At 67.0% G+C, this 26,156-nt stretch carries 23 protein-coding genes; 11 read left to right on the forward strand and 12 right to left on the reverse strand.

What is annotated here, in order from left to right; translation table 11 throughout:
- Positions 1-58 precede the first annotated feature (58 nt).
- Both INE98_RS10985 and INE98_RS10990 read right to left on the reverse strand, forming a co-directional pair.
- Positions 59-2,434 carry a penicillin-binding protein 1A gene (locus INE98_RS10985; protein WP_293538911.1) on the reverse strand — a complete coding sequence of 792 codons (2,376 nt, stop codon included), beginning with the start codon at positions 2,432-2,434 and terminating at the stop codon, positions 59-61.
- A gap of 121 nt (positions 2,435-2,555) precedes the next feature.
- Positions 2,556-3,749, reverse strand: a complete 1,194-nt coding sequence (locus INE98_RS10990; protein WP_293538961.1) for an N-acetylmuramoyl-L-alanine amidase — start codon at positions 3,747-3,749, stop codon at positions 2,556-2,558.
- A 410-nt stretch (positions 3,750-4,159) separates the two neighbouring features.
- Between INE98_RS10990 and INE98_RS10995 the strand changes: the two genes are divergently transcribed.
- The 4 genes from INE98_RS10995 to INE98_RS11010 all read left to right on the forward strand — a co-directional run bounded on the left by INE98_RS10995 (position 4,160) and on the right by INE98_RS11010 (position 10,541).
- Positions 4,160-6,760, forward strand: coding sequence for a ribonuclease E/G (locus tag INE98_RS10995; protein ID WP_293538913.1), 2,601 nt, complete (start codon positions 4,160-4,162; stop codon positions 6,758-6,760).
- Positions 6,761-6,802: 42 nt separating this feature from the next.
- On the forward strand, positions 6,803-8,194 hold the full coding sequence (locus INE98_RS11000) for a M48 family metalloprotease (RefSeq protein ID WP_293538933.1): 1,392 nt from the start codon (positions 6,803-6,805) through the stop codon (positions 8,192-8,194).
- Between the two features lie 132 nt (positions 8,195-8,326).
- Positions 8,327-9,052, forward strand: a complete 726-nt coding sequence (locus INE98_RS11005; RefSeq protein ID WP_293538934.1) for a DsbA family protein — start codon at positions 8,327-8,329, stop codon at positions 9,050-9,052.
- 1 nt (position 9,053) lies between these two features.
- Complete coding sequence (locus INE98_RS11010; RefSeq protein WP_293538935.1) at positions 9,054-10,541, forward strand: FAD-dependent oxidoreductase; 1,488 nt, start codon at positions 9,054-9,056, stop codon at positions 10,539-10,541.
- A gap of 3 nt (positions 10,542-10,544) precedes the next feature.
- On the opposite strand, the gene INE98_RS11015 is transcribed toward INE98_RS11010, so the two are convergent.
- From INE98_RS11015 to thiS, 3 genes are all read right to left on the reverse strand, one after another.
- On the reverse strand, positions 10,545-10,811 hold the full coding sequence (locus tag INE98_RS11015) for a hypothetical protein (protein WP_293538937.1): 267 nt from the start codon (positions 10,809-10,811) through the stop codon (positions 10,545-10,547).
- Between the two features lie 131 nt (positions 10,812-10,942).
- Positions 10,943-11,743, reverse strand: coding sequence for a thiazole synthase (locus INE98_RS11020; RefSeq protein ID WP_293538939.1), 801 nt, complete (start codon positions 11,741-11,743; stop codon positions 10,943-10,945).
- Position 11,744: 1 nt separating this feature from the next.
- Positions 11,745-11,945, reverse strand: coding sequence for a sulfur carrier protein ThiS (gene thiS, locus INE98_RS11025; RefSeq protein WP_293538963.1), 201 nt, complete (start codon positions 11,943-11,945; stop codon positions 11,745-11,747).
- Between the two features lie 229 nt (positions 11,946-12,174).
- Between thiS and accB the strand changes: the two genes are divergently transcribed.
- From accB to aat, 3 genes are read left to right on the forward strand one after another with little or no spacing between them, the layout of a single operon-like run.
- Positions 12,175-12,651, forward strand: coding sequence for an acetyl-CoA carboxylase biotin carboxyl carrier protein (accB, locus tag INE98_RS11030; protein WP_293538941.1), 477 nt, complete (start codon positions 12,175-12,177; stop codon positions 12,649-12,651).
- Positions 12,652-12,654: 3 nt separating this feature from the next.
- Positions 12,655-14,007 (forward strand): acetyl-CoA carboxylase biotin carboxylase subunit, encoded by a 1,353-nt coding sequence (gene accC, locus INE98_RS11035; RefSeq protein WP_293538943.1) that lies wholly within the window; start codon positions 12,655-12,657, stop codon positions 14,005-14,007.
- Positions 14,004-14,648 (forward strand): leucyl/phenylalanyl-tRNA--protein transferase, encoded by a 645-nt coding sequence (gene aat / locus INE98_RS11040; protein ID WP_293538945.1) that lies wholly within the window; start codon positions 14,004-14,006, stop codon positions 14,646-14,648. The genes accC and aat overlap by 4 nt, the downstream gene beginning before the upstream one ends.
- On the opposite strand, the gene INE98_RS11045 is transcribed toward aat, so the two are convergent.
- Together INE98_RS11045 and INE98_RS11050 are read right to left on the reverse strand one after the other, a co-directional pair.
- Positions 14,543-15,214, reverse strand: a complete 672-nt coding sequence (locus INE98_RS11045) for a DUF2155 domain-containing protein (protein WP_367120191.1) — start codon at positions 15,212-15,214, stop codon at positions 14,543-14,545. The two genes, aat and INE98_RS11045, sit on opposite strands and share 106 nt — an antisense overlap.
- Before the next feature lies 1 nt (position 15,215).
- Positions 15,216-15,611, reverse strand: a complete 396-nt coding sequence (locus INE98_RS11050) for an NADH:ubiquinone oxidoreductase subunit NDUFA12 (RefSeq protein ID WP_293538947.1) — start codon at positions 15,609-15,611, stop codon at positions 15,216-15,218.
- Positions 15,612-15,783: 172 nt separating this feature from the next.
- Between INE98_RS11050 and INE98_RS11055 the strand changes: the two genes are divergently transcribed.
- Positions 15,784-18,231: a ribonucleotide reductase gene (locus INE98_RS11055; RefSeq protein ID WP_293538948.1), complete on the forward strand. Its 2,448-nt coding sequence runs from the start codon at positions 15,784-15,786 to the stop codon at positions 18,229-18,231.
- A gap of 52 nt (positions 18,232-18,283) precedes the next feature.
- Here the strand turns inward: INE98_RS11055 and INE98_RS11060 are convergent, their stop codons facing one another.
- Entirely contained in the window at positions 18,284-18,604 is a 321-nt protein-coding gene (locus tag INE98_RS11060) for a DUF6665 family protein (RefSeq protein ID WP_293538949.1), read from the reverse strand.
- Positions 18,605-18,687: 83 nt separating this feature from the next.
- Here INE98_RS11060 and INE98_RS11065 point away from each other — a divergent pair, with 83 nt between their 5' ends.
- Both INE98_RS11065 and INE98_RS11070 read left to right on the forward strand, forming a co-directional pair.
- The gene (locus tag INE98_RS11065; protein WP_293538951.1) at positions 18,688-19,239 is read left to right on the forward strand and encodes a pentapeptide repeat-containing protein; all 552 of its coding nucleotides are present in this window, start codon (positions 18,688-18,690) and stop codon (positions 19,237-19,239) included.
- 42 nt (positions 19,240-19,281) lie between these two features.
- Entirely contained in the window at positions 19,282-19,674 is a 393-nt protein-coding gene (locus tag INE98_RS11070) for a hypothetical protein (RefSeq protein WP_293538952.1), read from the forward strand.
- Between the two features lie 144 nt (positions 19,675-19,818).
- Here INE98_RS11070 and INE98_RS11075 read toward each other — a convergent pair whose 3' ends face one another.
- Positions 19,819-21,027, reverse strand: coding sequence for a PQQ-dependent sugar dehydrogenase (locus INE98_RS11075; RefSeq protein ID WP_293538953.1), 1,209 nt, complete (start codon positions 21,025-21,027; stop codon positions 19,819-19,821).
- 343 nt (positions 21,028-21,370) lie between these two features.
- On the opposite strand from INE98_RS11075, the gene INE98_RS14570 reads away from it, so the two are divergent.
- Positions 21,371-21,637 (forward strand): pentapeptide repeat-containing protein, encoded by a 267-nt coding sequence (locus INE98_RS14570; protein ID WP_367120192.1) that lies wholly within the window; start codon positions 21,371-21,373, stop codon positions 21,635-21,637.
- Here INE98_RS14570 and aspS read toward each other — a convergent pair.
- From aspS to INE98_RS11095, 3 genes are all read right to left on the reverse strand, one after another.
- Positions 21,627-23,405 (reverse strand): aspartate--tRNA ligase, encoded by a 1,779-nt coding sequence (gene aspS / locus INE98_RS11085; RefSeq protein ID WP_293538956.1) that lies wholly within the window; start codon positions 23,403-23,405, stop codon positions 21,627-21,629. The genes INE98_RS14570 and aspS overlap by 11 nt on opposite strands.
- Before the next feature lie 104 nt (positions 23,406-23,509).
- Positions 23,510-24,829, reverse strand: a complete 1,320-nt coding sequence (locus tag INE98_RS11090; protein WP_293538958.1) for a serine hydrolase — start codon at positions 24,827-24,829, stop codon at positions 23,510-23,512.
- A 79-nt stretch (positions 24,830-24,908) separates the two neighbouring features.
- Positions 24,909-26,156 (reverse strand): DNA gyrase subunit A (locus INE98_RS11095; protein ID WP_293538960.1); only part of this gene is annotated, 1,248 nt, incomplete at its 5' end.

A 26,156-nucleotide genomic window follows, 5' to 3' on the forward strand; every position in this document is an offset into this window, starting at 1 on the left:
ATCCGCTCTCATGGGTCACTCCTGGAACACGGCGGGCGGGAGTAGCGCGGACGTGGCCTCAATACAATCCACTCATGTCGTCGGAACCGCGTTCGGGCTGCGGCCTTGGCTCCCCTGCCGTTCGCCCCAGCTGGTCGTAAGGCAGAGGCCGGATCGGAAGCCCGTCAGGAGTGAGGCCCGCCGGAGTCTCCAGGACCCTGGGCTCGGTTCCGGGACGAAACGCCTCCCGGATCCCGTTGATGTTGGCGAAGCGCGCATTCCTCGGGACCTTGAAGTCCGTCTTCGGCAGACGGTCCGCAGCCGACCGCATGAAGTCGATGAAGATGGGAACCGCCGCCTGGGTGCCCGTCTCTCCCTGGCCAAGGGTTCGATTGTCATCGAAACCGACAAAGACACCGACCACGATCTGAGGGGTGTATCCGATGAACCAGGCGGATCGATAGTCGTTGGTGGTTCCGGTCTTGCCGGCGATCGGGAAGCCGAGCGACGAAACCGATGCAGCGGTCCCCCGCTGGACCACGCCCTGGAGCATGGACGTAATCTGGTAGGCCGTGATCGGATCGAGAACCTGCTCGCCAGCCTGGGCGATCCGCGGGCTCTCTGCACCTGTAAAGACGGCGCTGCAACGCGGACAGTCGCGACGGTCCGCCCTGAGGATGGTCTCTCCCTTGAAGTCCTGCACCAGCTCGATGAGGTGCGGCTCCACCCTGCGCCCTCCATTCACGAAGGCGGCGTAAGCGGTCGTGATCCTGAGCGGTGTGGTCTCGCCCGCCCCCAGCGCCATGGCGAGCACGGGGTCCATGTTCTGGGTCACGCCCAGACGAAGGGCGGTGTCACGGACCTTCCGCATCCCGACGCCCTGGGCGAGCCGGACCGTCATTGTGTTCCGGGACAACTCCAGTCCGCGGCGCAGCTGCATGGCTCCAAGATAGGACCTGGTATAGTTCTCGGGAGACCAGGCCTCACCATCCCGACCTGACAAGGTGATGGCGGAGTCCAGAACGGTGCTCGCGGGCGTATAGCCGTTCTCAAGGGCGGTTGCGTAGACAAAGGGCTTGAACGTGGAGCCGGGCTGGCGCCGGGCCTGGGTCGCGCGGTTGAAGCTGGAGAGTGAGAAGGAATAGCCGCCTACGAGGGCCAGGACCCGCCCGGTGTTGGGCTCCACCACCACAAAGGCGCCGTTGACGGCGGGGACCTGCCGCAGCCGAAAGCCCCCGGTGGCCGAGGGCTCGACAAAGACCAGGTCACCGGCGCTCAAGCCGCGCCCCGCCCGCGCCCAGGCGACGTCGGCCGGGGCCAGCCAGCCGGCGGCGGCGTCAGTGCGCGTCTCCACCCGAACGCCCCGCCCCCCCGACTCCGTGACAATCGCCACCCGCCACTCCCGCCGTTCGGAGGGCGCGCGGAACCGCGCCGCCGCCTTCTCCCAGCCCGGTCCGTAGGTCGTCCTTGCAAAGGCGCCGCGCCAACCGTGACGGCGGTCATAGGTCTCCAGGCCATCCATCAGCGACCGCAGCGCAATCGACTGGAGTTCCGAGTCCAGGGTGGTGCGAACATAGAGGCCTGCGGCGTCGAGCTTGTCTCCGAGGGCGGCGCGGCCCTGCCGCCGGACCTCCTCCACGAAGTAGTCCGCATCCCGGTAGCGAGCCCGCGTGGGCGCGGCCTGGACGACGAGGTCCTCGGCCTTGGCCCTCGCCGCGTCCGCCGCCGAGATCCACTGAAGTTCCGCCATCTGATCCAGAACCCAGTTGCGACGCGCGATGGCCTGAGCCTTTCGTCTCAGCGGGTGGTAGTTGTCCGGTCCCTTCGGGAGGGCCGCGAGGAAGGCCGCCTCCGCGAGGCTGAGTTCGTTGATGGGTTTGCCGAAATAGTTGTAGGCCGCAGCGCCGACCCCGAAGGATCTGTACCCCAGCCAGATCTCGTTCAGATAGAGCTCCAGGATCTGGGGCTTTGTGAGGGTCTCTTCCAGCCGCCGGGCGATCAGGGCTTCCTTGAACTTCCGCCCCAGGGTGGCGTCGTTGGTCAGCAGGACGTTCTTGGCCACCTGCTGGGTGATGGTCGAGCCCCCTTCCAGGCGCCGCCCCTGGACCAGACTGGGCACGGCCCGGCCCAAAGCCCGGGCGAGACCCGCCGGATCAACCCCCTTGTGCCGGAAGAAGGCCCGGTCCTCAGCTGCCAGGAAGGCCAGGGCCAGATGTTGGGGGATGTTGTCATAGGGCACGAAAATCCGGCGTTCCCGGCTGAATTCGCCGATAAGGGTGCCGTCCCAGGCATAGGCCCGGCTTGAGGTGGGAGGTCTGTAATCCGCAAGGTCGCCGGCGTCGGGCAGGTCATGGAACAGCCAGGCTGCATAGACCGCGATGGACAGCCCCCCGACAGCCACCAGGCTGAGCAGGGTCACCCCAGCAATGGCCAGCCATCTTCTCGGGGATTGCACGACTAGAACGCCTCCGCAGGCGTCCGAGCGCCTGCATCCTTCATGGTCTAGGGCGCGTTTCGGAAAAGGGGAAGCCGGATTCTGGAGCCCTGGGGGGGGCTCGACGGGCGACCGGGAAGGTCTACCGCGAGGCGACCCTCACATCGTTGCGGAAGTAGCCTTCGATGGCCTCAGCGATGGCCACGACCAGTCGGCCCCGCGTCTTCGGATCGGCCAGAAAGGCCTGATCATCGGGATTGGTCATGAAGCCCATCTCCAGGAGGACCGCAGGAACATCCGGGGCAAGAAGCACAGCGAAGCCCGCCTCCCGGTGGCTCCGCCTCAGCAGGGTGTGCTCATCCTCGATCTCGTCGACCAGAAGCTGGGCGAAGGTAGCAGACCGGTTCTTGGTCGCCCTCTGGGTCAGGTCGAACAGTATGCCCGATACGCTCTGATCAGAGCGGTAGCCCGCCTTCATGAACCAGTCATCCTTCGTCACCAGCCGCGCCGAGCGCCCTGCGGCCCGCTCAGACAGGGTGTAGACGCTGGCGCCGCGGACCGAGTCATCGGGCCCGGCGTCGGCGTGAAGGGAGATGAACAGGTCGGCATTGGCCCTGCGGGCGAGCTTCACCCGGGAGTCCAGCGGAATGTAGACGTCCCTGTCCCGGGTCAGCACGACCTTGTAGCGTCCGGTCCTTTCCAGTCGTTCCTTCAGGGTGAGCGCGGCGGCGAGGGTGATGTCCTTTTCCTGTCGCCCGCCAGCGATGGCCCCCGGATCCCGGCCTCCGTGCCCCGGATCGATCACCACGATACGGCGGGACTCCACGCGGGTCTTGGCCGTCTTTCTGGTCGATACCGCGGGCGCAGGCGCCTTAAGTGAGGTAAGCCGCGCCGACTCCGCGGAGGGGGTCGGGCTCGCCGCCGTCGTCGCAGGTTCAAGATCGATGACATATCGGAATCCCGAGGCGCCCTCGCCCGGCGGAAGCAGAAACCTGCGCCGGACCTGAACGGAATCCGCCGTCTCGATCGTCAGGCGTGCGCCGCCGGCCTGGGGCGCGACACTCCAGGACCGGACAAGGCCCCGACCCTGTCCGCGGAGGGGGGCGTCGATATCCACCCCCGTGAGGGAGACGACGACCTTGCCGCCAACGTGCGACACCAGCCGTCCAGAAGCCTCGCCCGAGAGATCGAGCACCAGTCGGGTGGACTCACGATCACCCCCCAGGCGTACGGAGTTCAGGTCCGTCGCCCGCGCAGACTCCGCGCTGAATCCCAGGAGCAGCAGACAGCCCGCAAGGATCAGGAGAAGCGCATTTCCCCAGGTTCCGTCCGACATCCGCACCACGAAGATTTCGTCCTTCTGAAACCGCCTGCTGCGGTTTGCTCGAACGATATCCGCAGGATGTAGTGAAATCGTTAAGGCTGACGACGAGCCTCGGGGGGATGATCTTTTGCTGGCGTCGTCGCGCGTTTTGCTGCATCTGACGACATTCGGCCGTACTGCGGTAGGGTCGGAAACGGGGCCTTCGCAGGCCTGCCCGCGGCCACGCGCCCGGCAGCCTCGAGGTTCTCGCTGCGGACGGCGAGCGTTCGCAAACTGGAAACACGCCATGGACTGCGCACATCGAGCCACACCCCGGCCCGCCCCACTCCGCGGAATCCTCGCGGAACGGATGCGTTTGTGCAGCCCTCGTCCTAATCGGCGCAGCCCGGGCCAAGGCCCTGAGGCGCGCCCCGGAGAAATTCATGTCAAAGAAGATGCTTATCGACGCCGCGCACTCGGAGGAGACGCGCGTGGCGGTGATCGACGGGAACCGCGTCGAAGAGTTTGATTTCGAGAGCCGGAGCCACAAACAACTCAGGGGGAATATCTACCTCGCGAAGGTGACCCGGGTCGAACCATCCCTCCAGGCCGCCTTCATCGAGTACGGAGGAAACCGGCACGGGTTCCTGGCGTTCAACGAAATCCATCCCGACTACTACCAGATTCCGGTCGCCGATCGGGAAGCCCTCATGGCCGAGGAGGCGGCGGACGAGGGTGACGATGAGATCGAGCCCTCCCGCCCGGTGGATGCCGAAGAGGATGGCGAGGAAGGGGCCGAGACCCTCTCAGGCGACGATGACGACGTCATGGAAGAAGAGTTGGCGCGGCGCCGTCGGCGACTCATGCGCCGCTACAAGATCCAGGAGGTCATCCGGCGCCGCCAGATCATGCTGGTCCAGGTGGTCAAGGAAGAGCGCGGCAACAAGGGCGCAGCCCTGACGACCTATCTGTCCCTTGCAGGGCGTTACGGCGTCCTGATGCCGAATACGGCCCGGGGCGGGGGCATTTCCCGGAAGATCACCTCGGCGACGGATCGCAAGAGGCTCAAGACGGTCGTCCAGGGACTGGATGTCCCGGAGGGCATGGGCCTGATCGTCCGCACGGCGGGCGCCAAACGCACCAAGGCGGAGATCAAGCGCGACTATGACTATCTGTTGCGCCTTTGGGAGAACATTCGCGAGACTACCCTTCATTCCGTGGCGCCATCCCTGATCTACGAGGAAGAGGACCTCGTGAAGCGGACCATCAGGGACCTCTATGACAAGGACATCGATGAGGTCCTTGTCGAGGGCGAAGCCGGGTTTCGCGAGGCCCGCGACTTCATGCGCATGCTGATGCCGTCTCAGGCGCGAAAGGTGCAGGCGTATCGGGAGCCAATCCCCCTCTTCGTGAAGCACAAGGTCGAGGATCACCTCAGTCAGATCTATTCGCCGGTCGCGCCGCTGAAGTCGGGCGGCTACCTGGTGATCAACCAGACTGAGGCCCTGGTGGCCATCGACGTCAACTCCGGGCGGGCGACCCGTGAGCGCAATGTCGAGGCGACCGCGCTCAGAACCAATCTCGAAGCCGCAGAGGAAGCCGCGCGCCAGCTTCGACTGAGGGACCTCGCCGGCCTGATCGTCATCGACTTCATCGACATGGATGAGTCGAAGAACAACCGCGCTGTCGAAAAGAAGCTCAAGGACGCGCTCAAGGAAGATCGCGCCCGGATCCAGGTCGGGCGAATCTCCGGCTTCGGACTGATCGAGCTGTCGCGCCAGCGTCGGCGCTCGAGCCTGCTGGAGGGGACGACACACGTCTGCGAGCACTGCGCCGGGACCGGCAGGGTGCGCTCTGTGGAGTCCAGCGCCTTGGGGGCGCTTCGGGCGGTGGAGATGGAGACGCTGAAGGGCGCGGGGGAGATCACTCTTCGGGCCCCCCGGGCTGTGGCCCTCTACATTCTCAACGAGAAGCGCGCGCACCTTGCCCGGCTCCACGCCGATCGCGGCGTCTTCGTCTCGGTCGTCCTGGACGAAACCCTGCCGCACGCAGGGTTCTCCCTCGAGCGGACCGCGGACCAGGCGCGCCCCTCCGACATTCCGGCGGCGCCCAGGGCTCTCGAGCCCTACGCGCCGGCTGACGAAGACTTCGAAGCCTTCGAAGATGAGCCCGAAGACACGGACGACGAGGCGATTGTCGAAGCCGAGGACGACGATGACCAGGACCTCCGCCCGCGCGGAGGCAGATCGTCACAGGACGATCACGACGATGAGGAGGGTCGCGGCGATCGCCGTGGTCGTCGGCGCCGCAGGCGCGGCCGGCGCGAGCCGGAGGCTCGGTCCGCCGCTGCTCCCCCCAACGGGGATGCGCCTCGTGACTTCCGATCGGAAGAGGAAGATGACGGACAGGGAGGCCGGAGGCGACGTCGGGGCCGGCGCGGCGGACGGCGTTCCCGGGATGAGGGGCGGCCACAGGACGCTTACGCCTGGACGCGTCCCTGGGTGCCTTATGAGGACGACCCCTTCATCTGGTTTGATCCTTCCCAGGACACCCGCGGCTCGGCCGACCGGCCGCAGGGACCCGCCGCAGAAGCGCCCCCGGCCCCGGCCCCGGCGGCGCCCGAGGACCCCTCGGTGGATATCTGGGTCGAGCTTCCCGAGGCGGAGGTCCAGACCAGCCGGCGGCCGCGTCGCAGCCGCGCCAGGACCCGGGCCGCGGCGGAGGTCCAGGAGGCGGAGGTGATCCCGTCGACGGAAGAGGCCCCCACCCCGGCGGTTTCGGAAGAAGCTGTCGCCACGCCTGACACCGAGGCCTCAGAGGCGCCGACCAAGCCTGTCCGTGCCCGACGCAGCCGGGTGCGGTCCGCCGAACCCGCGCCCGAAGCGCCCGTCGCCCAGGAAGCCGAGTCCGCCGAGGTCCCGCCTGCACCGGTGTCGGCGCCGGCCCCGGAAGCGGCTGCACCCCTTGCACCGCGTGCGCCGGATCCGGCTGAAATCGTCGCGCCGCCGGAACAACCCCGCAAGGGCTGGTGGCGACGGGGCTGAGAGGCTAGCCTGTACGGGGGGCGCCATTCGAGGAGTCGGGCCATGAACGGCCGCCACCACCTGAACCCTGGTCGGATTCTGGCGTTAGGGCTTGGCCTTGCGGCCATTATCGCCCCGATCCTGTCTCCCGCGTCAGCTCGCGCCCAGGGCGCGGCGATAACCCTGATCCGGGACACAGAGATCGAAGAGACCCTCAGGGTGTACTCCGAGCCCCTGTTCCGGGTCGCCGGACTGGAATCCGACTCGATTCGGATCCTGCTGATCGGCTCCAGGGACCTGAACGCCTTCGCAGGGCCCGGGACCATGGGGATCTTCACAGGCCTGATCCTGGAATCGAAATCGCCGAACGAGCTCCAGGGCGTGATCGCCCACGAGGTGGCCCACCTCGCCGGAGGCCATTCCGCACGTTCAGGGGAAATGACGCAGGCCGGGATGAGGCCGTTCCTGCTCACGATGGGCCTCGGGGTCCTCGCCGCCCTGGCAGGGAACGTGGAAGCCGGGGCCGTCCTGGCTTCAAACGCCAGCTTCTTCGGCACTCTCGGAGCGATGGGGTTCAGCCGGGAGCAGGAGAGCCGGGCGGATCAGGCAGGCGCTTCCTATCTCGAGGCGGCCGGGCTTTCGGGTCGGGGGCTTGTGAACTTCTTCGACAATTTCCGGTACCAGGAGGTGTTTTCGGAGGCGCGGAGGTTCTCCTATTTCAGGAGCCACCCGCTGAGTTCAAGCCGGATCGAGGCCCTGCGTGCGCGGGTGGAACGCATGAACCACAGGGACGCGCCGGACGACCCCGAGAACGTCCGTCGCCATCAGATCATGAAGGCCAAGCTCGAGGGCTTTCTGAACCCCAGCGTCGCCGTGGTGAAGTGCGCCGATCCCAAGGCCGACTTCCCTGCACGCTACGCCTGCGCCATCGCCCAGTATCAGCTCAAGGAGCCGGACAGGGCGCTCAAGCTGATCGACGCCCTTCTGGCCGAGCAGCCGGAGAATCCGTACCTCTGGGAGCTGAAGGGGCAGATCCTCTTCGAGTTCGGGCGGACGGCGGAGGCAGAGGCGCCGCAGCGCCGCTCGGTGGAGCTGAAGCCGGACGGTCCGCTGCTTCGGGTCAACCTCGGCCAGACGCTCATCGCCCTGCCCGATGAAGCCAAGATCGACGAGGGCATCAATGAGCTCAAGAAGGCCCTCAGCCAGGATGAGCAGAACTCCGTCGCCTGGAGGCTTCTGGCCCAGGCCTATGACGCTCGGAAGCGAGATGGTCTCGCCCGCTACGCCACCGCCGAGTACAACTACATCGAGGGCGACCGCAGACAGGCCCTGATCTTCGCCCTCAGGGCCAGGGATCTGCTGGAGCGGAACACCCCCGAATGGCGACGGGCCAATGACATCGTGCTCGCAACAGAAGGGGATCGTCAGGTTCGCGGGGGACGGGGCGGCGGCTGAACCCGGCCCTTGAGCCCGTGTCCGGTGGGCGGACAAGGCTTTGGCGGGAGGTGATGAGCCGAAGGCTTAGCTGAGCCCGGATTCCCGCTCGCGAGACCTTCACACCGTCGCAGACCCCCTTATGTTGCGCGCATGAGAAACGCCGTCCTCGCCGCCGTCCTGTCCTGCAGTGTTCTCCTCGGAGGATGTCAGAAGGCCTTCGACATGGTCCTGGGAGACTCGGTGCGCAGCTACCTGCTGTCGAATCCCGAGATTCTGGAGGAGATGGCGACCCGCCTTCAGGAGAAGCAGCTCGCCCAGCAGTCTGACGACGCCCGGAAGGCGATCGCCGCGAACAGGGCGGCGCTGGAACGGGATCCCCGCGATGTCGTGATCAATCCAGGCGGGAAGATCACCGTGGTGGAGTTCTATGACTACCGCTGCGGCTACTGCAAGACGATCGCCCCCGAACTGGCCGAACTGGTGCAGGAGAACAAGGATATCCGTCTTGTCCTGAAGGAGTTTCCGATCTTCGGCGGCGCCTCGGACCTTGCCGCTCGCGCCGCCCTGACCCCGGCCGGGCGGGCAGCCGGCCTGGACTTCCATCAGGCGCTGATGGAGGAACGAAACCTCAACGAGGCCACCATCGCCCGTCTGGCTCAGGCGGCGGGGATCCGACCAGAGGCGCTTTCCGCGGCGCTTCGGGATGAGTCCATCACCCGTCATCTCGCCGACACGCGTCGATTGGCTGAATCCCTGCGGATCGAAGGGACCCCCGCCTTCATCGTCGGAGATCGACTGATCCCCGGCGCCGACCTGGAGGCCCTGAAGACCGCAATCGACGCCGCCCGCCAGGGGCCCATGAAGACGCCAGGATGACATGACTGAAACCGTCGCAGTGATCGGAGCCGGCATGGCCGGCCTTTGGACCGCGCTCGCCCTGGCGCCGACCGGTCGCAGGGTCACCCTGTTGGACCGAGACCCGCCGCCGCCCTCCGGGGACGCCGATGAGGCCTTCACCGGTTGGGCCCACCGGGGCGTCACCCACCTGCGCCACAGCCACGCCTTTCTCGCAAGGCTGCGAGGGATCATCCGCGATGAACACCCTGCCCTTCTGGAAGCCTTGAACGCCGCCGGCTGCCGGGAACTCGGCTTGGACGGCATGCTCACGGATCGCCACCGCAATCGCTGGGTCCCGCGCCCGGAAGACGCCGACCTGGTGGTCCTCACGAGCCGGCGGACCACGCTGGAACTGGTCATCCGGCGCTATGTCGAGGCCATGCCCAACGTCGAGATCCGCAGCGAGGCCTTCATCGAAGGTCTCGAGGCGTCGGGCGAGACCCCGATCCGGGTGACAGGCGTCAGGCTGCGGGGCGGAGAGAGGATCGAGGCCGACCTGGTTGTCGACGCCAGCGGCCGCACGTCTTCGGCCTTCGATCAGCTGGCGGACCTCGGCGTTCGGGTGAGCGAGACCGCAGAGGATGCCGGAATCCTCTATTTCACGCGCCACTATCGCCTCCGTGATGGCCAGGTCGAGCCGCCAAGGGGCGGCGCGCCCGCCACCGGCGACCTTGGCTTCATCAAGTTCGGCGTCTTCCCTGCGGACAGCGGCTGCTTCTCCATCACCCTCTGCGTACCGGAGATCGAACTCGAGATCCGGAAGACAATCGTCGACCCGGCCATGTTCGACGCCATCTGCCGCGAGATTCCGGGCATGCGTCCCTGGCTGGACGCCGACCGGACCGAAGCGGTCAGCAAGGTCTATGGAATGGGAGACCTGAAAAGCCGCTGGCGCAGCCTTGTTTCGGATGGCCAGGCGGCGACTGTCGGCTTCTTTGCGGTGGGAGACAGCCTGATCCGCACCAACCCGCTCTACGGTCGGGGTTGCGCTTTCGCCGCGGTAAGCGCCACCCTTCTGCGTGACGCTCTGCAGGCGACAAGTGAACCCGCCGCGCGTCTGCTGGCGTACGAGGCTGGCCTCAAGCGCGAGATTCTCCCCTTCTTCGACACAATGCAGAAGGATGACCGGGCGGCTGTTCGCCGCGCCAGGCAGGCGCTGGACCCGAACCATCGCCCCAGCTTGCGGAGCCGCATTCTGAAGAGCTTCGCCGAGGATGGCGTCGCCGTCGCCATCCGCTCAGACCCAGATCTGCTTCGCTCGGCCCTGCGCGGCTTCCACATGCTTGAGCATCCGTCAGACTGGCTGAAGCGTCCCGTCAACCTCGGCAAGGTCCTGTTGCACTGGATGACGCCGAAAGCGGTGAAGGCGGATGTCTATCCGCCAAAAGCCGGACCCAAGCGGGCGGAACTGATGCAAGCCGTAGGGCTGAACCCAGAACTCGACATCGTCCGGATTTCTGCAGGCTGAGGTTCAGTCCTCGCCCGGACGCCCCTGAATCGGCCCGGACCGGTCCATCTTCAGCCAGGCCACAACCAGCAGAACGGCAGTGCATCCCAGGAGCACGGCCAAGGTCCCCAGCGCCTCGACCCCGCGCAGATCCCGCCCCATGAGGGTCGGGATCAAGGCCATGACAAGAACGTAGATCCCGACGCAGGCCCAACCCTCACCGGTCGTCGGAGACACGCCGAAGCCCGACCGCCGTCGCCCGAACCAGGGCTTGCCGACTGGAAGCTTCATGGCGTCCCGACCGCACCTGGCCAGGCCGTCCCCCGCACGCCAGGCGCCACCGCGCCGGTGTTGAAGATGATGTCCGCTCGGTTGGTTAAATCCCCGCGGCCCTGTGTGCTTCCGTCAGAACGAGGCGTCATTCAGATCCGACCGGCCAGAGGCGAAGACGGGTCGCCGTAACGACGCTTCGCCATCCGCCCGGCGAGGAAGGCCTGCCGTCCGGCGATGACGGCGTGCTTCATGGCTTCCGCCATGAGGATCGGATCCCTGGCCTCGGCGATCGCGGTGTTCATCAGGACGGCGTCGCATCCCATCTCCATCGCAATCACGGCGTCCGACGCCGTGCCCACGCCGGCGTCCACCAGGACCGGAACCTTGGACTGCTCGATGATCAGTCCCAGGTTGAGGGCGTTCTGGATTCCCCGGCCCGATCCGATGGGCGCCGCCGCCGGCATGATGGCCGCCGCCCCGGCGTCCTCCAGCTTGCGCGCGTAGACGGGGTCGTCACTGCAGTAGACCATGACCTCGAAGCCGTCGGCGACGAGCATCTTCAGCGCTCGGAGGGTCTCCTCCATGTCAGGCAGGAGGTGCGGGGTGTCGGACAGGACCTCCAGCTTCACCAGGTTCCAGCCGCCGGCCTCCCGGGCGAGGCGCAGGGTCCGGACCGCGTCCTCGCCGGTGTAGCAGCCCGCCGTGTTGGGCAGGTAGGTGAAACGGTCCGGCTTCACAAAGTCCGCCAGCATGGGCTTGCCGGAATCGGACAGATTCACCCGCCGCAGGGCGACGGTGACGATTTCCGCACCCGCCGCTTCGGCGGCGGCGGCGTTTTGGGCGTAGTCGGCGTACTTGCCCGTCCCGACGATGAGGCGCGACCGGAAGGTGCGGCCCGCCACTGACCAGACATCCCGATCCGCCGCATCCGTCGCCCGCTGATCCGTCATTTCAGCCTCCGCCAATGAAATGGACGATCTCGATCCTATCCCCATCAACGAGGCCGGTCGTATCGTAGACCGACCGGGGAACGATCTCGAGGTTCCGCTCCACCGCCACCTTTCGCGGATCGAGGCCGAGCCCCGCCACCAGGTCTGCAACCGTGCTGACAGCGTCCAGGACGCGGGGCTCTCCATTGAGGACGAGGGTCAAGCTCATGCCCTGCTTGTGACCCCTGCCGGCCACCGTTACAAGACGGCGATTCCGGTTTCGGCAGGTTCAGCTCGAGCCGGAGGCGTGTCGGCGTGCGTTTGGCGCCGGCTTCACGCCGTTGTGTCCGCACGGGGGCGTCAGCCCATGTTCGCACCGGCGCGGGTTCGATAGAAGGTCACGACGTCCGCCACGTCTGCGGTCGCCAGACGACGAAGCACAGGATCTCCAAATGCCGTCCAGTCCAAAGGCTCCCGCAGAACAGATAGACGCCCGGCTGATCCGCCGGCTCGCTGGCATCCTGAACGACACGGGGCTCTCGGAAATCGAGGTCGAGCATCAGGGGCTGAAGATCCGGGTCGCCCGGACGCTCGCGGTCGCAGCCCCCATGGCGGTCGCCGCGCCTCTTCAGCAGGCGGCGGCTCCCCCTGCCCCTGAGGTGGTCGCCATTGCGCCTGCGGCCGTTGCGGCGGCCGGAGAACCCGTGAAGTCACCGATGGTGGGGACCATCTATCTTCAGCCTCAGCCCGACGCCCCGGCCTTCGTGAAGGTCGGCGATGTGGTGTCGGAGGGTCAGACCCTGATGATCGTCGAGGCCATGAAGACCATGAATCCCATTCCGGCGCCCAGGGCCGGGAAGATCCTCGAGATTCTCGTGCTCAATGGCCAGCCGGTTGAGTTCGGCGAACCTCTCGCGATCATCGGTTAGACCATGTTCGACAAGATCCTGATCGCAAACCGGGGCGAGATCGCCTTGCGGGTTCACCGTGCGTGCAAGGAAATGGGAATCTCCACGGTTGCGGTCCATTCCGAGGCTGATGCAGGCGCCATGTGGGTGCGGCTGGCCGACGAGAGCGTCTGCATCGGTCCGGCGCCGGCCGCCCGGAGCTACCTGAACATCCCCGCCATCATTGCGGCCGCCGAGATTACCGGGGCCCAGGCGATCCATCCGGGGTACGGCTTCCTTTCCGAGAACGCCCGCTTCGCGCAAATCGTGAACGCCCACGGATTCACCTTCATCGGGCCCCGGCCCGAACACATCACCCTGATGGGTGACAAGATCACCGCAAAGCAGGCTGTGAAGGAGGCGGGGATACCGGTCGTCCCGGGCTCGGACGGGGCCGTGACCACCGAGGAGGAGGCTTTCGCCGCAGCGCGGGAGATCGGCTTTCCCGTCCTGATCAAGGCTGCGGCGGGCGGCGGCGGACGAGGCATGAAGGTCGCCCGGACCGAGGAGGACCTCAACGAGGCGGTCTCAACGGCGCGGGCCGAAGCCAAGGCCGCGTTTGGGGACGACGCCATCTACATGGAGCGGTATCTCCAGGGACCCCGCCACATCGAACTTCAGGTGATCGCCGACCAGTTCGGTAATGTCTGTCACCTCGGAGAGCGGGACTGTTCGCTCCAGCGCCGGCACCAGAAGGTTCTGGAAGAGGCGCCATCGCCCGTCATTGACGCCGCCGCCCGCAAGAAGATTGGCCAGGTGGTGGTCGAGGCGGTTCGCCGGATCGGCTACCTCGGGGTGGGCACCATCGAGTTCCTCTACGAGAACGGCGAGTTCTTCTTCATCGAGATGAACACCCGGCTCCAGGTCGAGCATCCCGTCACCGAGGCCATTACAGGGATCGATCTCGTTCGGGAGCAGATCCGCATCGCCGCCGGGCTACCCCTTTCGTTCTCCCAGAAGGACGTGGTTTTCGAGGGGCACGCCATCGAGTGCCGCATCAATGCCGAGAATCCGCGGACCTTTACGCCCTCGCCCGGCCTGATCTCAGACTTCCACGCCCCCGGCGGTCTCGGCGTCCGCCTCGACAGTGCGATCTACGCCGGCTACGCCATCCCACCCTATTATGACAGCCTGATCGGCAAGCTGATCGTTCACGGTCGGGACAGGGAGGAATGCATCGCACGCCTCAGCCGCTGTCTTGGTGAAATGGTCGTCAGTGGCGTGGAGACCACGATACCCCTCTTCCAGGACCTTCTGCTGCAGCCCGATTTCCTCATGGGCGAGTACACGATCCATTGGCTTGAACGGTGGCTGAAGGACCAGTCGGAGGCCGGGTGACAGGCCAGGCCTACGTCCATCCCGTTCTCGAAATCTATGCCCGTGGGCTCTTTCCCATGGCGAGATCTGCGCGGAGCCGGTCCGTGTATCTGGTCGACCCGGAGTCACGGGGCGTTCTTCCCCTCAAGGGACTGCAGCTTCCTCGCCGTCTGCAGAGAACGGTTCGTCAGGACCGCTTCGACATCCGCATCAACAGCGCCTTCGAGTCCGTCCTGACCGCCTGCGCGGATCCCGCACGCCCGGGCGGGTGGATCAACCCGCCGCTCCGACGGATGTATCAGGGGCTGCATGCCGCCGGCGCGGCCCACTCGGTGGAGGCGTGGCGGGACAGCAGGCTGGTCGGAGGTGTTTTCGGGGTCAGTTTGAAGGGCGCCTTCTTCGGCGAGAGCATGTTCTCCGCAGAGACAGACGCCTCGAAGGTGGCCTTGGCTCACCTTGTGGCCCGACTGATCCTCGGGGGATTCCACCTGCTGGACGCCCAGTTCATGACAGACCACCTGTCACGCCTCGGAGCGCAGGAGATACCGCGGTCCGTCTATCTCGATCGGTTGGCCGCCGCACTCGAGGTGGAGGCCGTATTCGGACCGCCCACGGTTCTGAGCGGGGCGGCGGCCCTGCAGGTGATCAACCAGGCGTCATAAATCGGGTGCTCCGGACCATTGAGACCGGGAGACGACGCAAAAATCCAACCCCGGAAGACCTGGCGCGGGCCAGGGCTGGGACGACCGGTCTGAGGTCGAGGCTGTGAGTCGACCGTCAGGTAGGCGATGGAATCCTCCGTCGGCTCATCGGTCGCCGTCCGCTCGCAGGCGCGCACCGTCAGGATGAGCGACTTGTAGCGGACCGGCTGGCCCACAGGCGCCTCGAACCGGATGGTTTCGGCGGTGATCTTGTCCACGGCCTGCAGGACTGCAACATCGAAGCGTCGCCGCTGCTGGACGCTCTCCGTTGGCCGCGGCGCGACCCGACGCTCCGGCGGTTCCGCCGGCGTCACCTGGGAGGGTGGAATGGGGGGCGCCACGGCGGGAGCCGGCGCTTCCACGACCGCCGGCGGCGCCTCTTCGTCTATGACGGGCGGTGATGAACCGGCCGGAGGGGTCGCGGGCGGCGGGGCTGGTTGGGCGGGAGAGAGACTCGCCACGGCCATGAGACAGACGACCGCAAGGCTCGCGGCCGCCAGACTCCTGCGCGACGGGAGACCGCGCATGCTATTCCGGCCGCCACGCCTCGTAGTCGCCCGTAGCGGGGGAACGCTCACCTCCCCGGGCTATGGACCCGCGGGGTCGCCAGGCGTGGATGGTTCCGGTCAGGTTGGGCTGATGATCCCGCTCCCACGACCGGCGCGGCAAGGGGGCGATGGTCGGCGGTTCTTCGAAAGTGTAATGCAACCAACCGTGCCATTCGGGGGGCACCTTTGAGGCGTCCGGATAGCCCTTGTAGATCACCCAGCGCCGAAGCCGGCCGTCATAGGAATCCCGGGCGTCCTTGGCCTGATAGTAGGTGTTTCCATAGTCGTCCTGGCCGACCAGGACGCCCCGGCGCTTGATGTGGAAACCCGCGCCGATCGTGGCGCCGTTCCACCAGGTGAAGATTGCTTTCAGCACGCCTGTACGGGTCCGTTCTACGAAACTGCGCGCGGACTATAGGTCTGGAGGCCTGCAGCGTCCAGCGAGGATGGGATATCAACATCTTGTGGATGGTGAGGCGCCGATCCGCAACATGTGTTGCCCGGGACCATGGGTCGACCTACCCTCCGTTCACCGGAGGCTCCAACCCATGCAACACCCGCCTGTCCTTGAACTGCGCCAGATCGAACTCGGCGACCGGTGCGTCGAGGTGATGGCGCCGGTTGGCTGGACGGACGCACAGACCGAGGCCTGGTTCACGGCGCTGGGCGCTCCGGAAGATCTTGGCGAGGGGGCCGCCCGTCTCGCCGCCCGCATTGCCGAAACCGCCCGCGAGCGTCAGATCATTGCCGGGAGGAGCGCAGAGCGGGGCCTGTCGGAACGACTGACAGGACTGATGCTGCGGTCGGCGGCCGCGATCGGAGCGCCCTCCGGTCCGGCCCCGGAAATCTCTCAGATCGGCGACGAGGGCCTCACGGCGCGACTCGATCAGCTTTCCGCGGAAATCCGCGGCCACACCCTGGCCCAGACGGCCGTTCACAGGGCTTCAGAAGCGCTCTCCGGCGTGTATGAGGCGATCACCCGTTGTGACGGACCGAGGGAAGCCTGCACCTCGATGGCGGACAACCCCAGCCTGGCGCGGGCCGTGGAGCGCGCCAGGGCGATGGGTGCGCCGGATGATCTGATACACGAGGCGATCGAGAACGCTCGTGAAGGTCCCGGAGGCTGGCGCGTGACGCCCCCGGCGCCAGCTCCCGACCGGCTCCGGATCGTCGCATACCCCTCCTCCTCGGCGGCCGCCCTGTCGGGAAGACTCAGCCTTGCAGTCGGACTCGCAGACACCCGGGAAACGGCCTCGGCCCTGGCCTCGGCGGGCCCCTGCGTTCGAGGCGCCATCAATCTTTGCGCCTTCGGGCTTGGAGAGGACTTCGATCGCACAGCCTTCGAGCAGGCGGTTGCAGACCTCGCCATGGCCCTCGCCGCCTCGGGAAGACCCGGTGTCCTCGCCTTGGCTGGCCTGGGGGACTGGTTGTTCGCCCAAGGGCTCGGCTACGATTCCGAGGACGCAAGGAAGGCTGCGCGGTCCCTCTTCAAGGCTGCCCGCCGCGCCATTCCGACTGGTCTTGACGTCGGGCTTAGCCTGTTCCGGGACGCTGACCTCGCATTGCGACTGGGCGCCGCGGACCCGTCAGGGGGGCCTCCGGCCAGCGTCGTGCTGCAGATCGAAACTTCGGACGGCGCCAGCCTCCGGACCCTCTCCGGCCCGGCTCTCCGGGCGCTCGACGTCCTCGGGATAGACCCCGGCGAGGCGCGCCTCCACGCCCTTGGCGCACGCACCCTGACCGGTCTCCCCGGTGTCGACCGACATGCCCTGGAGTCTCTGGGGTTCACGGATCATGAGATCGCCGCGGTCGAGGCCGCCCTCCCCTTTGCAAACCGCCTGTCCGACGTTCTTTCCACCTCGGTGATTGACCCCGGATTCCTTTCGGACGTCCTTGGGCTGGGGCCGGAAGACCTGTCGGATCCCGCTCTGGACCTGCCGGAGCGCATGGGTCTCGCAAGCTGGCGTGTGGCCCTGGCCGACTCGGCGATCGCGGGCGCCGGGCGCCTCTCAGACCTCCCGGGTCTCTCGCCCGAAGCGTCGCAGGTGCTGGCTGCGGGTGGGGAGATCGGCCCATCCGCCAGGGCGGCCATGGCCTCCGCCCTCGCGCCGTTCCTCGCCGCGCCTCCGGTGATGGAGGTGGAGGTGGACTCGGCCCGTGCGCTTGAGAGCCTCCTCCCCGATCTCGCCGCCTTCCCCGGGATCGTTCTGAGAAGCAGAGTTCGGCGCTCGCCCCTGCCCTTCACCAGCCCCGTCGAGATTCGCGATCGGCCGGAGATTACGGCGCCCGCACCCCCCATAGAGGAGCGGATCATCGAGCGGCGGATAGAGGTGGAGCGTCCCCCTGTTCGCCGCAAGCTCCCGGATCGCCGCAAGGGATACATCCAGAAGGCCTCGGTAGGCGGTCACAAGGTCTACCTTCACACAGGCGAGTATGACGAAGGCGAGCTCGGGGAAATCTTCATCGACATGCACAAGGAGGGCGCAGCCTTCCGATCCCTGATGAACAACTTCGCGGTGTCCGTCTCCCTTGGATTGCAGTACGGCGTGCCGCTGGAGGAGTTTGTCGACGCCTTCGTCTTCACCCGCTTCGAACCTGCAGGTCAGGTTACGGGCAACGACTCCGTCCGCTCGGCGACTTCCATTCTCGACTACATCTTCCGCGAGCTGGGCATTTCCTATCTGGGGCGGAACGATCTGGCCAACGCCGACGGCGAACTGAACGCGGACGGGCTGGGACGGGGAGCGGCGGATGGTCAACCCCTGGCGGAGCCCGTCCCGCAGCCGGTCTCGCGATACATTTCACGGGGATTTTCGAGAGGCGCTGCGCCCGACAATCTCGTCTTCCTGCCTGGCGTTCAGGAACGCAGTGGGGCGGGGTCCCGCCGTGATGCGGACGTCTGCCCCGCCTGCGGTGACGCCGCCCTTGTCCGGCGCGGGGCGGAGCTGGTCTGCGTCACCTGCGGGGTCCAGGCCGAGAGCGATCTGGCGGGATGAGAGCCCGTCAGCACATGTCCCGGCAGACGCCGAACGGTCATGGGAGAGCCGTCTAGCGGGCGCCCAGCCTCACCAGCACGGACCGGGGGATGCCGAGGTCCGCGATCACCTGCCGCTGGTCTCTCAGGCCGCACGCCTCCCGCTGGATGAACAGGCTCCAGACAGCTTCAGCCGCATCCTTGAGCAGGGCGTCCCTCCCCGCGGTCTCTACAGCGACAGGATCAGCCAGCCGGGCAAGCGCTGCTTCGGCGCGGGCTCCAGCCCTCCCGAGAGCGGCCGCGGCTTCGGAGAGGATCTCAGCCTCAAGGACGCTGAATCCCGTTTCCCGGCGCGAGGCGGACTCTCGTAGAAGGCGGGGAGGACGCAAGCTCATGACGGAACTCCGGGCAGACCTTTTCCTAACGCGTTACAGCAATTTAAGTGGCGGGGCATGTCCTGCGAAGGCATAGGGCGCGGATGGTCGCGTCCGTTCAAAGCCGCTCCGCCTGGAGCCTTTCGGCCGCTATTTGCGCGGGCGTCCTGTCTCTTCCGGCGCCTGCCGCCGCCCTCGTGGTTTTCGGTTCAAGGGATGTGCCCCGGGCGGTCAGCTTCGGCGGCGCCTGCGTAGGCTGTAATCTCTCGGGTCGGGAGCTCGCCGGGGCCCGTTTTCTGGGTGCAGACTTCTCCGGTTCCACTCTGGTGGGCGCGAACCTGCGGAGAGTTCGCTTCACCGGAGCCAACTTCAGTCACTCGGACCTGTCCCGAAGCGACCTCACCGAGGTCGAGATTACAGGCGTCGACTTTGATGACGCGCGTCTGAAGGATGTTCGCCTGGATGGCGCCAAGATCCGGGGCGCCAGCTTCAACGGCGCGGACTTCGAGGGAGCCAGCCTGCGCGGGGTGGTACTGTACGGGGTGGATTTCAGCGGTGCGCGCAATCTGAGGCAGGATCAGCTCGACGGCGCCTGCGCGGTCGGGTCGGTCCGCCTGCCCCGAGGCCTCGCCATTCGGACCTGCCCGAGCAACTAGGTCGAACTCGCTTCAGGCCTTGATCGGGAGGGCCGTACCGATGTGCAGTTCCTTCAGTTGCTTGTCCTCCGCCGGCGACGGCGCCCTCATCAGCAGGTCCTGGCCCTGCTGGTTCATCGGGAAGGCGATGACCTCGCGATCGCCGAGCGCGAGTTGAACGCGGATGGCCCTGGCCGCGGCGCCGCCGATGGCCAGCCCCTGGAGGATCTCGAACCGCAGCCCGCGTCACGGTTCATTTCCCGCGGGTTCTCCCGGGGGGCGGCGCCGGACAACCTGGTCTTCCTGCCGACCGCGCAGGAGCGCGGCGCGCTTGGCGGACTGCGCAGGGACGCCGACGTCTGGCCGGACTGCAGCGACACGGCCTTGGTGCGAAAGGGTGCAGACCTCATCTGCGACACCTGCGGCGTCCGCGCCGAGGGCGACCTCGCCGGCTGACGCCTCTGCATCAATTGAGCCAGATCACGTCGCGGCCGCCTGGGCGTTCCACCCGTGAGCAGACCTTCCCGCTTCCGCCGGGTAAAGCTCAAGGTTGCGCCGGTCCGCTGTGCGCCAGGCGTCACTCCTGGACAGCCCCTTGTGTCACCTCTTGGGCGTCAGCTTCACCAGCTTCCCGTCGGAGCCGCGCCGGCCATCGGTGAGAAGATAGATTGAGCCGTCAGGCCCCTCCTCCGGCTCGCGAATGCGCGTACCCAGCGCGAACTGGTCGCCCTTCGTGGCCTCGGGTCCGTTGACATCGACCCTGACCAGACTCCGACTGGACAGACCGCCGATGAAGAGATCGCCGCGCCACTGCGGCCAGAGCTTGCCGGAGTAGACCATCATACCCGCGGGCGATATGGCGGGACTCCACCAGACCTTCGGCGCCTCAAAGCCGTCGCCAGGGCGATGATCCGGGATCGCCGCCCCATTGTTCGGCGGGCCCGGGTAGCTGTCGCCATTTGAGACGACCGGCCATCCGTAGTTGCGGCCGGGCAGGATCAGATTGACCTCGTCCCCGCCCAGAGGGCCCATCTCCTGCTCCCACAGGTTGCCGTTTGCGTCGAATGCCAGGCCGAGGAGGTTGCGGTGGCCATAGGTCCAGATGGCGGGATCACCGCCGCGCGCCGCCAGGGGATTGCCGGCTGCCGGCGTGCCGTCGTCGTTGAGGCGCAGAACCTTGCCTGAGAGGATTTTGATATCCTGCGGCTCCGTGCGCTGGAAACCGTCCCACTGCTGGCGATCACCGACGGCGAAAAACAGCTTGCCCTCGGGCGAGAATGCGATGCGGCCAGAATAGTGGCCCGCCCTCGCGTCATACTTGGGGCCGCGGAAAAGCGTCTGCACGTTGCGTAGCGACGGGGCGTCTCCGTCGTTGAACACGCCGCGCGCCAGGACCACGCTCGAGTCCTTCCCGGCGGCTTCCGAATAGCTGAAGTAAACCATCCGGTTCTTGGCGAACCGGGGGTGAAGCACGACATCCATCAGCCCGCCCTGTCCCTGGGATGTCACGGCGGGGGCGCCGGTCACGGTCTTTCGCTGTTTGCCGTCTGCTGAGAGCATTAACAGCTGGCCAGCCTTCTCGGTGATCAACATGCGGCCGTCGGGCAGGAAGGTCATGGCCCAGGGCTGGTCGAGGTCGGCGATTTCCTCGATCCGGAATGGCGCGTTGGGTGGGGCTGAGGGCTCTGCCAGGGCGCCGACGGCGGCGACGGCCCCGCCGGTCAGCACGAATGCGCCGGCGAGCGCAATCGCCCACGGACGTGGAGAACGGTCTGGCTTGCTCGCAACAGTCGCGGTCGGCTTGATCATGGGCGGTCACCTTTCGAGTGGTTAAGGTCGTGGCCCGCCTCGGATACCGCCGCGCGTATCTCGCTCATCGACGACCCTGTCTTCGCTTCGATGTTTCTGAGCGGGTTCGCTCTTGCTTGTTCCGGATCGCTCACGACGCCTCCAATTCTGCTCACCACCCCTGACATTGAATTAGCTGCACGCGGCTGACAATGACCGCTTCGGGTCGAATTTCACCGTTGGCTCGGCATCCGCAAGCGGGCCCTCACCGAGCCGTCCCCTCGGCGCTCAGGCCCTGGCCCTGCTGGGCGGCAAGGATATTCCCCGCGCCGTAAGCTTCGGCGGTCCCTGTGTCGGCTGCGACCTGTCCCGGAGCGACCTCAGCGACGCCGAGATCACTGGCGCCGACTTCTACGGTGCGCGCATGAAGGAAATCCGGCTGGACGGCGCCCGGATCCGAGGCGCCAGCTTCGCAGGAGCCGACTTCGAGGGCCCCAGCCTGCGGGGCGTCGTCTTCTGCGGGGTCGACCTTGGGGGGCGTCCGCAACCTCCGGCAGGAGCAGCTCGACGCCGCCTGCGCCGTCGGCTCCGTGCGCCTGCCCCCGGGACCAGCCCCGGCCTCAGGTCTTGATCGGCAGGGCCGTGCGGATGTGCAACTCCTTGAGCTGCTTGTCCTCGACCGCCGACGGCGCGCTCATCAAGAGGTCCTGGCCCTGCTGGTTCATCGGGAAGGCGATGACCTCGCGGATGGCTGTCTGACCCGCCAGCAGCATCACGATCCGGTCGATGCCGGGCGCCAGGCCGCCGTGCGGCGGGGCGCCATAGCGGAAGGCGTTGAGCATGCCCCCGAAGGCGCTCTCCACGTCCTCCGCCCCCATGCCGACGATCTCGAAGGCGCGCAGCATGACGTCCGCGCGATGGTTCCGGATGGCGCCCGAGCACAGCTCATAGCCGTTGCAGACGATGTCGTACTGGTAGGCCAGGATCTCCAGCGGATCGCGGGTGTTCAGGGCCTCAAGCTCGCCCTGGGGCATGGAGAAGGGGTTGTGGGAGAAGTCCACCAGCCCCGTCTCCTCGTTCAGCTCGAACATCGGGAAGTCGACGATCCAGACGAATTCGAAGCGGTTCTCGTCCACCAGGCCCAGCTCGGTCCCGACCCGGGTGCGGGCGAGGCCGGCGAACTTGGTGAAGACCTTCGGATCGCCACCGACAAAGAAGGCCGCATCGCCCACCTTCAGGCCCAGCTGTTCCCGGATCGCCTCGGTACGCTCGGGGCCGAGGTTCTTGGCGATCGGGCCGGCGCCGCCCTCCTCGCCCTCGCGCCAGAAGATGTAGCCCAGGCCCGGCTGACCCTCGGACTGGGCCCAGCTGTTCATCCGGTCGCAGAAGGCCCGGCTGCCGCCGCCCGGCGCCGGGATGGCCCAGATGCCGGTCTTCGGGCTTTCCAGCATGCGGGCGAAGACGCCGAAGCCGCCGCCGCGGAAGGGCTCGGACACATCCTGCATGATCAGGGGGTTGCGCAGGTCCGGCTTGTCGGAGCCGTACTTCTGCATGGCCTCCCGGTAGGGGATACGCGGGAAGGGATACGGGGTGACCGGCTTGCCCCCGGCGAACTCCTCGAACACGCCGTGCATGACGGGCTCGATGGCGGCGAAGACGTCCTCCTGGGTGACGAAGCTCATCTCGACGTCGAGCTGGTAGAACTCCAGGCTGCGGTCGGCGCGCAGGTCCTCGTCCCGGAAGCAGGGGGCGATCTGGAAATAGCGGTCGAAGCCCGAGACCATCAGCAGCTGCTTGAACTGCTGGGGGGCCTGCGGAAGGGCGTAGAAGGTCCCAGGATGCAGGCGCGAGGGCACCAGGAAGTCCCGGGCGCCTTCCGGCGACGACGCCGTCAGGATGGGCGTCTGGTACTCCAGGAAGCCCTGGTCGATCATCCGGTTGCGGATCGAGTGGATGACCTTCGAGCGCAGGACGATGTTGCGGTGCAGGGTCTCGCGCCGCAGGTCCAGGTACCGGTGCTTGAGCCGGATCTCTTCCGGATAATCGGGCTCGCCGAAGACCGGCAGGGGCAGCTCGGCGGCCTCGGACAGGACCTCGACGGCCCGCACGCGCACCTCGACCTCACCGGTATCCAGGTTCGGGTTCACGGTCTCGGGGGTGCGGGCCACGACCTCGCCGTCAATCCGGATGACGCTCTCGGCGCGCAGGCGCTCGATGGTCGCGAAGCCGGGGGTTTCCGGCGCAAAGACCAGCTGGGTCAGGCCGTAGTGGTCGCGCAGGTCCACGAAGACCAGGCCGCCATGATCGCGCTTGCGATTGATCCACCCCGACAGGCGAACGGACTGGCCGGTGTCGGAGGCGCGAAGGGCGCCGCAGGTGTGGGTGCGATAGGCGTGCATGGGGTCGAAAGGGCTCCGGAATCCAAGGCGCGGAAGGGCGCACGCAAGGGGCGGAAAGTCAAGGTTTCCGCCCCTTGCGGGCTGTCCGAAGCCGTCTCCGACGCCTACTTCTTCGGGTCGACCAGGGCCTGGTAGGTCAGGGTCCGGGCGGCCGTGCCGAGGTCCTCGCCGCCCGTACCGCCAAGCCGTTGGACCATGCCGACGAAGTAGAGATTGTTGGTCGGATCGATCCAGAACCAGGTGCCGGCGGCGCCGCCCCAGCTCATGGTGTTGGCGCCCTCAAGGCTGCCTGAGGCGCGCGGGTCCATGTTGACCATGAAGTCCAGGCCAAAGCCCACCGCCTCGTTGAAGCGGGAGCCTGAGGTTCCGTTCGAGGTCACCAGCACGCTCTTCGGGATGACGTTGGTGCGCATCAGCTCAACCGTCGCCGGGGCGAGGATTCGCGCGCCGTCCAGTTCGCCGCCGTTGAGAATCATCTGGGAGAACCGGCCAAAGTCCGAGGTCGTGGAGACCAGGCCGCCGCCCCCCGACTCGGTCGCAGGCGGCTTGGTGTAGTCCGGCGGCGGGTTGTCGAAGATGGCGGTGGCGAGAACGTTCTGACGGGTCTTGGGATCCGTCATGTAGAGTGTGGCCAGACGATCCGTCTTGCCGGCGGGAACGTAGAATCCGGTGTCCACCATCTTGAGCGGGCGGAAGATTCGCTCCTCCATGAAGGCGCCGAGGGTCTGGCCGCTGATCCGCTCGACGATGGCCCCCTGGATGTCGACCGAGACCGAATAGTACCAGGCCGTACCGGGCTGGAACATCAGCGGGATGTCCGCGATCCGGGTGATCATGTCATTCAGCCCGGTGGCCCCCAGCACCCGCTTCTCGCGGAACATGCGGTCCACGGGATGCCGGTCGCCGAGGCCATAACCGAAGCCGGCGGTGTGGCTCATGATCTCGCGCATGGTGGGCGGCCGTTCGACGGGAACCGTGATCATGTTCCCCTTGTCGTCTACCCCGGTCATCACCTTCAGGTTCTTGAACTCGGGAATGAACTTGGTCACCGGGTCGTCCAGCTTCCACTTCCCCTCCTCGAAGAGGATCATCAAGGCCACACCGGTGATCGGCTTGGTCATGGAGTAGATGCGGAAGATGGTGTCCTTCTCCATCGGCGCGCCGGTGGCGAGGTCCTTCTGGCCGTAGGTCTTGAAGCCGACCACCTGACCGTGGCGCACCAGCAGGGTCGTCATGCCGGACACGCGCCCGTCGGCGACCACCTTGGCCATGGCGTCGTCCAGGCGCTTCAGGCGGGCGGAGTCGAAGCCGACGGCCTCGGGCTTCACCTCGGCGGCCTTGCGCGGCGCGGCCAGGGCCTGAGGCGCGGAAATGAGCGCTGCGACGGCGACAGCCGACGCCAGGCTGCGGAAAAACTGAGTCAATGGAATCCCCCCTATCGAATGGCGGGCAGACTAGCCGCGCGGCAGGGCCGCCGCAAAGGCGCGATTTGAGTCTCCGTCCTCAGCCCGGGCGAAAGCGGCGACTGGCAGGGAATCCGCGTGGGGCCAATCGCCCTGCGCCCGCCCGGCGACCGGCCCAATCGCGCCAGTCGGTCCAGGCGCGGGTCCGGCCGGCGGCATCGATCCAGGCGGCGCCCTCCTCCGCCCGGAAGACGAGGGCGTCCCTCAGGCCGCCCTCACGATAGGCCTGCAGCTTGACGCCCTTGCCGCGGGGCATTTCCGGCAACTCCTCGAGGGGGAAGACCAGGATCTTGCCGTTGTCGCCGACCACGGCGACCTGGTCGCCCTCCGCCGCCAGGGCGAAGGCGGCCCCGCCCTTGCCGACGGTCAGCACCTGCTTGCCCGCCTTGCGCATGGCCACCGCCTCGGCCTCGGGCAGCAGGAAGCCGTAGCCCTCCTTGGAGGCGACGAAACGCTTGGCCCCGGGGCGGTGCGGGAAGACCGCAACGATCTCGGTGCGGTCATCCAGCTCCAGCATGAGGCGGACGGGCTCGCCGTGCCCACGCCCGCCCGGCAACTTGTCGCAGGCCAGGGTGAAGAACCGGCCGTCCGAGGCGAACAGCAGCAGCTTGTCGGTGGTCTCGGCGGGAACGATGAAGCCCTGAGCGTCGCCCTCCTTGTACTTGACCTCGGAGGGGTCCTCGACGCGGCCCTTCACGGACCGGATCCAGCCGCGCTCGGAGAGGATGACGGTGATCGGCTCGCGCACGACCAAGGCCTCAAGGGCGGCCTCGGCGTCCACCTCGGGGGCCGACTCGAAGGTCGAGCGCCGGCGGGTCAGGCTTCCATCCTTCTCCAGCAGGTCGCGCACATCCCTGAGGCCGACCCCCACCAGCTTCCACTGGGCCCGATCGGAGCCCAGCAGGCTGTTCAGGCCGTCGCGCTCCTCGGCGAGATCCGCGTGCTCACGCCGCAGCTCCATCTCCTCCAGCCGCGCCAACTGGCGCAGGCGGGTGTTGAGGATGGCCTCGGCCTGCAGGTCGGACAGGTCAAAGGCCTCGATCAGCTTCGCCTTGGGCTCATCTTCCTGGCGGACGATGCGGATCACCTCGTCGAGGTTCAGGAAGGCGATGATCAGGCCGTCCAGGATGTGCAGGCGGGATTCGATACGCGCGAGCCGGTGCCGGGCCCGCCGGACCACCACCTCACGCCGGTGATCCAGGAACGCCCTGAGCAGCCCCTTCAGCCCCATGACGCCGGGAGCGCCCCGGGCGTCGATGACGTTCATGTTGACCGGGATCCGGGCCTC

The sequence above is a fragment of the Phenylobacterium sp. genome, assembly GCF_020253645.1.
Classification (GTDB): domain Bacteria; phylum Pseudomonadota; class Alphaproteobacteria; order Caulobacterales; family Caulobacteraceae; genus Phenylobacterium.

Coding starts and splice junctions, on each gene's coding strand:
- accC (WP_293538943.1), top strand. CDS start 12,655: ATGTTCGACAAGATCCTGATCGCAAACCGGGGCGAGATCGCCTTGCGG.
- INE98_RS10995 (WP_293538913.1), top strand. CDS start 4,160: ATGTCAAAGAAGATGCTTATCGACGCCGCGCACTCGGAGGAGACGCGC.
- INE98_RS11010 (WP_293538935.1), top strand. CDS start 9,054: ATGACTGAAACCGTCGCAGTGATCGGAGCCGGCATGGCCGGCCTTTGG.
- INE98_RS11060 (WP_293538949.1), bottom strand. CDS start 18,604: ATGAGCTTGCGTCCTCCCCGCCTTCTACGAGAGTCCGCCTCGCGCCGG.
- INE98_RS11015 (WP_293538937.1), bottom strand. CDS start 10,811: ATGAAGCTTCCAGTCGGCAAGCCCTGGTTCGGGCGACGGCGGTCGGGC.
- aspS (WP_293538956.1), bottom strand. CDS start 23,405: ATGCACGCCTATCGCACCCACACCTGCGGCGCCCTTCGCGCCTCCGAC.
- INE98_RS11005 (WP_293538934.1), top strand. CDS start 8,327: ATGAGAAACGCCGTCCTCGCCGCCGTCCTGTCCTGCAGTGTTCTCCTC.
- INE98_RS11045 (WP_367120191.1), bottom strand. CDS start 15,214: ATGCGCGGTCTCCCGTCGCGCAGGAGTCTGGCGGCCGCGAGCCTTGCG.
- INE98_RS11000 (WP_293538933.1), top strand. CDS start 6,803: ATGAACGGCCGCCACCACCTGAACCCTGGTCGGATTCTGGCGTTAGGG.
- INE98_RS11020 (WP_293538939.1), bottom strand. CDS start 11,743: ATGACGGATCAGCGGGCGACGGATGCGGCGGATCGGGATGTCTGGTCA.
- accB (WP_293538941.1), top strand. CDS start 12,175: ATGCCGTCCAGTCCAAAGGCTCCCGCAGAACAGATAGACGCCCGGCTG.
- INE98_RS11075 (WP_293538953.1), bottom strand. CDS start 21,027: ATGATCAAGCCGACCGCGACTGTTGCGAGCAAGCCAGACCGTTCTCCA.
- INE98_RS11055 (WP_293538948.1), top strand. CDS start 15,784: ATGCAACACCCGCCTGTCCTTGAACTGCGCCAGATCGAACTCGGCGAC.
- INE98_RS11065 (WP_293538951.1), top strand. CDS start 18,688: ATGGTCGCGTCCGTTCAAAGCCGCTCCGCCTGGAGCCTTTCGGCCGCT.
- INE98_RS10990 (WP_293538961.1), bottom strand. CDS start 3,749: ATGTCGGACGGAACCTGGGGAAATGCGCTTCTCCTGATCCTTGCGGGC.